The sequence below is a fragment of the Zhongshania sp. genome (genome assembly GCF_041623545.1).
Taxonomy (GTDB): domain Bacteria; phylum Pseudomonadota; class Gammaproteobacteria; order Pseudomonadales; family Spongiibacteraceae; genus Spongiibacter.
This window is the reverse complement of the sequence record NZ_JBFJWS010000195.1, coordinates 1-5,965: the sequence shown is the minus strand read 5'-3', so window position 1 is coordinate 5,965 and position 5,965 is coordinate 1. Positions and strand designations below refer to the sequence as shown.

Sequence of the window (5,965 nt, the reverse complement as noted above, 5' to 3'; positions counted from 1 at the left end):
CTGGCTCAGCAAGCCAGCAAGCTGATGAACAATGGTCCTGAAATTCAGCAGGACATCGAAGAGAAAGTGCAGGTGTTACTACAAGGCGGATTCAGCCGGCTAAACGTGGTGTCTCGCGCCGAATTTGATGCACAAGTCGCTGTGTTGAATCGCACGCGCAGCAAATTAGAGACACTGGAAAAACAGCTCGCGGACTTAACCGAGCAGTTAGCTAAGCAGCCAAGCAGCAATTCTTAAGCACTGTATTCCTTAACACATTAGCGCCGCCTTCAAGGATGAAGACATGCCCCTCGCTACCGTATACAGCCGCGCCAAGCTCGGCGTGCACGCACCACTGGTCACCGTAGAAGTTCATTTATCTGGCGGTTTACCCGCATTTAATATTGTCGGACTACCCGAAGCCAGCGTGCGCGAAAGCCGCGACCGAGTGCGCTCTGCGCTCGTTAATTCGCGCTTTGAATTTCCGGTCAGTCGCATTACCGTCAACCTTGCCCCTGCAGACTTACCCAAAGAGGGTGGCCGCTTCGACTTGCCTATTGCCATTGGCATTTTGGTCGCCTCAGGTCAATTACCCACCGCGCCACTGGCAAACTGCGAGCTGATTGGCGAACTTGGTCTGAGCGGAGAATTGCGCGGGGTAGACGCCGCGCTGCCCGCTGCCGTACAAGCTGGCGAAGCGGGTCACAGCCTGATATTACCGGCGGCTAACGCGGGTCTTGCCAGTATTCTCGACACCAGCGATATTCGCGAAGCCCACTCTTTACTGGCGGTGGTAGCGCACCTCCACGGCCAGCAAGCCCTGCCCTACGCCAGCGCCGACGATTCGGCGGAACTGGCCGAACACTACCCCGACCTCAGCGAAGTGCGGGGCCAAGCTGGAGCCAAGCGCGCACTGGAGATTGCGGCGGCCGGCGGTCATTCCTTGCTGCTCAGCGGACCGCCAGGCACAGGAAAAACCCTACTCGCCAATCGTTTGCCAGGTATTTTGCCACCCCTCAACGAAAGTGAGCGTTTAGAAATTGCCACAGTGCAGTCGGTCGCCGGCCTGCCACTGCGGCTGAACCGGCCTTTTCGCGCCCCCCACCACACCGCCTCCGGCGTGGCGCTGGTCGGCGGCGGCAGCTATCCCCGCCCCGGCGAAATCTCCCTCGCCCATCACGGCGTATTATTTTTAGACGAGTTACCAGAATATCCCCGCAAAGTGCTGGAAGTGCTGCGCGAACCCATCGAGTCTGGGGAGGTGACGATTTCTCGAGCCACCCAGCAACTCACCTTCCCTGCTCGCTTTCAGCTTATCGCGGCAATGAACCCATGTCCCTGCGGTTTTGATGGCGACAGCAGCAAAGACTGCCGCTGCACACCAGACCAGATTCAGCGCTATCGCGGCAAATTATCTGGGCCGCTGCTCGACCGTATCGATCTACGCATTACGGTGCCGCGCCTGCCGCCGGGGGTTTTGCAGGAAGACGGCGTCGCAGAAAACAGCGCCGCTGTGCGCGAGCGCGTCTGCGCCGCCCGCGAGCGGCAATTACAGCGCAGCGCTAACATCAATGCCCAACTCAACGCTGAACAGGTACGACAATTCTGCGCATTAGACACCCCCAGCAAGCAATTCATGCTCAAAGCTGAGCAGAAATTGGGACTTAGCGCTCGCGCCCATCATCGCCTGCAAAAAATTGCGCGCAGCATTGCCGACTTGGCCGGCACCGAGACCATTAGCCTCGCTCACTTACAGGAGGCCATGATTTACCGAGGTGAACTTTAACGGTATTAATTAGCCGCATTCCTCCTGAGAGTTCTTGTTGACCATAGGCACTGTTACAATGCCCGGCCCTTCTAGCACAATCTCGGGAAAGATCATCAGTGTGAGTAAACTCAACGACAGACAACGCGAAGCGGTTCGTTATATCGACGGTCCCATACTGGTGCTGGCGGGCGCTGGCAGCGGTAAAACCAGCGTTATTACTCGCAAAATGGCCTATTTAATCGAGAAGTGCGGCATGCCCGCTCGCCATATCGCGGCGGTGACCTTTACCAATAAAGCCGCTCGCGAAATGAAGGAGCGCGTCTCTCAGCTCGTCAAAGGCAAAGAAGCCCGTGGCCTTACTGTCTCGACCTTCCACAATTTGGGCATGAACATTCTGCGCGCCGAGTACAAGGCCCTCCAGTATAAATCCGGTTTCTCTATTTTCGATGCCCAAGACGCGCAAACCCTAATCCGCGATTTATTAATGCAAGACCACGGCGCCGAAAGTGACAACGCCGACCGTATTCAGCAGCGCATATCCCAATGGAAAAATGAATTTATTACCCCCGAACAGGCGATTGCCAGCGCCGAGGGGCCAGCCGACATTCTCTGCTCCCAAGCCTATTTGCGCTACCAAAGCGCCTTAAAAGCCTATAATGCGCTAGATTTTGACGATTTGATCATGCTGCCAGCCCTACTCTTTGAGCAGCAACCGGCGATACTGGAAAAATGGCAGCAGAAAATACGCTATATGCTGGTCGACGAATATCAAGACACCAATGGCTCGCAGTACCATTTGGTCAAACAGCTCGTCGGCGGCCGTGGTGGCCTAACGGTGGTTGGCGATGACGATCAGTCCATCTACGCATGGCGGGGCGCCAAGCCCGAAAATCTCTCATTACTTAGCAAAGATTACCCACATTTAAAGCTGGTCAAACTAGAGCAAAACTACCGTTCGACCGCACGCATTCTTAAAGCGGCCAATACCGTTATTGCCAATAACCCCCACGATATGAATAAGGCGCTGTGGTCAGAGCTCGGCTACGGCGATCCCATTCGGGTTATTCGTTGCCGCAATGACGATGCTGAGTGTGAACGGGTGGTCACTGAAATTCTCGACCACAAACTCCGCACCCAGGGCCGCTTCGGTAATTATGCGGTGCTCTATCGGGGCAACCACCAGTCGCGCTTACTCGAACTAAAGCTACAAGTTCACCAGATTCCCTACAAGCTCAGTGGCGGCACCTCGTTTTTTAGCCGCAACGAGATTAAAGACATCATGGCCTATTTGCGCCTGATCATTAATCCCGGCGACGACAACGCCTTTTTGCGCATAGTAAACGTGCCCCGCCGCAAGATTGGCACCTCAACGTTAGAGAACCTCGGCCGCTATGCCACCGAGCGCGAAATTAGCATGTACGATGCCTGCGATGAATTTGGCCTCGCCCAGCGCCTGCCCGAAGCCGCCTTATTACGCCTGCGGGAATTTACCAGCTGGCTGGGGAATTTACGCCGCAAATGCTACGAGGGCGACCCTATCGAGAGTATTCGACAGCTGTGTAGCGATATAGATTATTTAGACTGGCTTATCCAAAACAGCTCATCGATAGCCATTGCTGAACGTCGCATGGCCAATGTGCACATTCTGATCAGCTCCTTGGAAAAATCCCTCAAAGATGACGAAAGCGACAATGCCATTGAAGGCGCAATAACACGCCTGGTGTTGCGGGATTTAATGGAACGCCAAGAAGACGAAAAAGAGAGCGACGACCAAGTACAGCTAATGACCCTGCACGCGGCGAAAGGCTTGGAATTCCCCCATGTCTTTATGATCGGTTTGGAAGAGGGCATTCTGCCCCACCAAAATAGCATTGACGACGGCATGGTCGAGGAAGAGCGGCGGCTCTGTTATGTGGGTATCACCCGCGCCCAGCGCACCCTAACCATGAGCTACTGCGCCAAGCGTAAAAGTTTTGGTGAGTTTACCAGCTGCGAACCCAGCCGTTTTCTCGCCGAACTTCCCCAAGAAGATCTGGAGTGGGAGGGCCGTGGTGACGCCGACCCAGTGCAAAATCAAAAACGCGGCGGGGAAACCCTGGCAAGCCTGAGAGATATGTTGGGTTAAGTCACATAGAAATCAAACTGGCTCCAGCAGTTTATAAATCTCCGCCAGAATGAAATTCAGACCACGTCAGTAGTTTTGTACCACTATTAATAAACCCGCCATTTTTAGCGTATTGCAAGGCGCGCTCTAAATTAACGACACCATTACTTACTGGATTGACACTCACACTGAGCGATAACACGCTGGTTGCCGCCAACGCTTTACCGTCAGCGGTGAAGATTGGCCCGCCGCTGTCCCCAGACAAGCTGGGCGTGTCAGTGACAATATCATAGGCCCAGCCATCGCCCAGCACCCCGGTAATTTGACCTTTCTTAGCCTCGCGACTGCGCACGCCAAAATGCAAAGGCGATTGGCCGTAGGCAAAAACACCTGCGCCAACCGCCGCGGTACCGGTGAACAAGGCCGTTGGTCCACCAAAGGCAATCGCCGCTGGGTGCACATTCGCCAAATCATTGGGATGAATTTTAACCAAGGCAAAATCATTGTACTGGCAGATATCTGAACCAACGGTCTCACCCGCTTCCTGCATTGCCCGCCAACTGGTGTAAACCAGCTCACCCGGCTCACTGGCATTCGCTATGCTGATCTCATTGTAGCCAATAGCCAAGTTATTGCTTTCGCACGGATCAACCCCCGAATTGGTGTCGGGGCTGAAACAGTGGGCGGCCACACCGATGTACACCGTTTGCGGGTTGGGTGAGAATAAAAAATTGCTGGTACAGCTACTGCCATCGGCGACAATTTCAACGCCGGGGCGAATGTGGTCAGCACTCGGTACAGCTTGGCTATTTGGTATGCTGCCGCTACTCGGTATTGTAGATCGAGTAGGTGAGCTTGTAGAAGATGATCCCCCACAGGCACTTAAAATGATAAATAACAGCAACAACAGTGATTGTTTAATCACGTTTAGCCCTCCAATTCGGCATTATCTAAAGTAAATACTACATCAGATACGACAAGTAACGGGTATCCGTTTTAGCTAGTGGTTATTTTCAGGCAAAAAAAAGCCGCGCAAATGCGCGGCTCATTCACTCGCCAAAGCGATTACTTGCTGTTTTCCAGTATGTAATCCACAGCGGCCATCACTTCGTCGTCAGAACAGCTCATGCACAAACCCTTAGCCGGCATCATGCCGATATTGCTAAAGCCGTTAATGGCATTGCTATATACTTTCTCTAAACCTTTGGCAGAGCGCGCTTTCCAATCTGCGGCATCGCCAAGTTTTGGTGCGCCACCCGCACCTACTGCATGGCAGCCTTGGCAGCTGGATTTATAAACTTCTTCACCCGATTTAGCGGCACCACCGGCCGCGGCAACTGCTGCACCACAGCTACTATCGCCCTGCAAACAGACCTTGCCCGCAGGTTGAATACGGGATTCAACTTCGCCGTACTGCTTATCAGTCAAAGCCCAAGCGGATACACACACCATGAACAAAGCTACAACGGCTGCCAATTTCTTTAACATTACACTCTTCACAGTTTTACGCCCTCTCGACATACAGGGCTGAGCAGCCCGCAAATTTACTGGCGGCATTATAGCGGCATGATCGCGATTACTCCAACACTGGCGTTTTATCCATCGAGATTAAGCCCACAAAAAAGGGCGGCCAGAGCCGCCCTATCGTTAGCTGATGGGGATTAGCGCTTAACCAAGCCCTCCAATCTTGTCGCCGCGTCCAGTAAATCCGCGCGCCCAAAGGGCTTATCGGTGAACTGAGTATTTAGGTAGGGCTTTGTCACATGGGCAGCAGCCACTACTGGGCCAAGGGCATTTGGCATTGCCCCAGCCGTCGTTAAGGTCGCTGAACTTAGGGTATACGGCCCCGAAACACCTGCCTCACGGAGAATTAGGCCGTAAAACTTCAGGTCTACCCAATGACTGCCGGGCTCCAAATGAACCGCATTTTGCGATAAAGACAAGGACTCACCCAACGCCGATGCCAGGACTCCCGCCAAGTGATAACGACCTGCTACTGCGACATCGACCTTTGCGGCGATCACCAAGCTACCGTCACTCAGACGATCGCGATACTCACCGGTTAACTGTGCGCCCGGTTGGCTATAGAGGAAACCGCCCAGCGCCACGCGCTG

The 5,965-nt window shown here is 53.9% G+C and carries 6 protein-coding genes; 3 read left to right on the top strand and 3 right to left on the bottom strand.

Translation table 11 applies throughout. The features are described from left to right. From ABYT30_RS14250 to rep, 3 genes are all read left to right on the top strand, one after another. Positions 1-237: accessory factor UbiK family protein (locus tag ABYT30_RS14250; protein ID WP_373097157.1), on the top strand; the 237-nt coding region annotated here is incomplete at its 5' end. 46 nt (positions 238-283) lie between these two features. Next, entirely contained in the window at positions 284-1,765 is a 1,482-nt protein-coding gene (locus tag ABYT30_RS14245) for a YifB family Mg chelatase-like AAA ATPase (RefSeq protein ID WP_373097154.1), read from the top strand. 100 nt (positions 1,766-1,865) lie between these two features. Next, positions 1,866-3,872 (top strand): DNA helicase Rep, encoded by a 2,007-nt coding sequence (gene rep / locus ABYT30_RS14240; RefSeq protein ID WP_373080488.1) that lies wholly within the window; start codon positions 1,866-1,868, stop codon positions 3,870-3,872. A gap of 31 nt (positions 3,873-3,903) precedes the next feature. On the opposite strand, the gene ABYT30_RS14235 is transcribed toward rep, so the two are convergent. The 3 genes from ABYT30_RS14235 to ABYT30_RS14225 all read right to left on the bottom strand — a co-directional run. Further along, positions 3,904-4,776, bottom strand: a complete 873-nt coding sequence (locus ABYT30_RS14235) for a trypsin-like peptidase domain-containing protein (RefSeq protein ID WP_373080486.1) — start codon at positions 4,774-4,776, stop codon at positions 3,904-3,906. Between the two features lie 140 nt (positions 4,777-4,916). Further along, positions 4,917-5,339: a cytochrome c5 family protein gene (locus tag ABYT30_RS14230; protein WP_373097152.1), complete on the bottom strand. Its 423-nt coding sequence runs from the start codon at positions 5,337-5,339 to the stop codon at positions 4,917-4,919. Positions 5,340-5,512: 173 nt separating this feature from the next. Beyond that, positions 5,513-5,965: hypothetical protein (locus ABYT30_RS14225; protein ID WP_373097150.1), on the bottom strand; the 453-nt coding region annotated here is incomplete at its 5' end.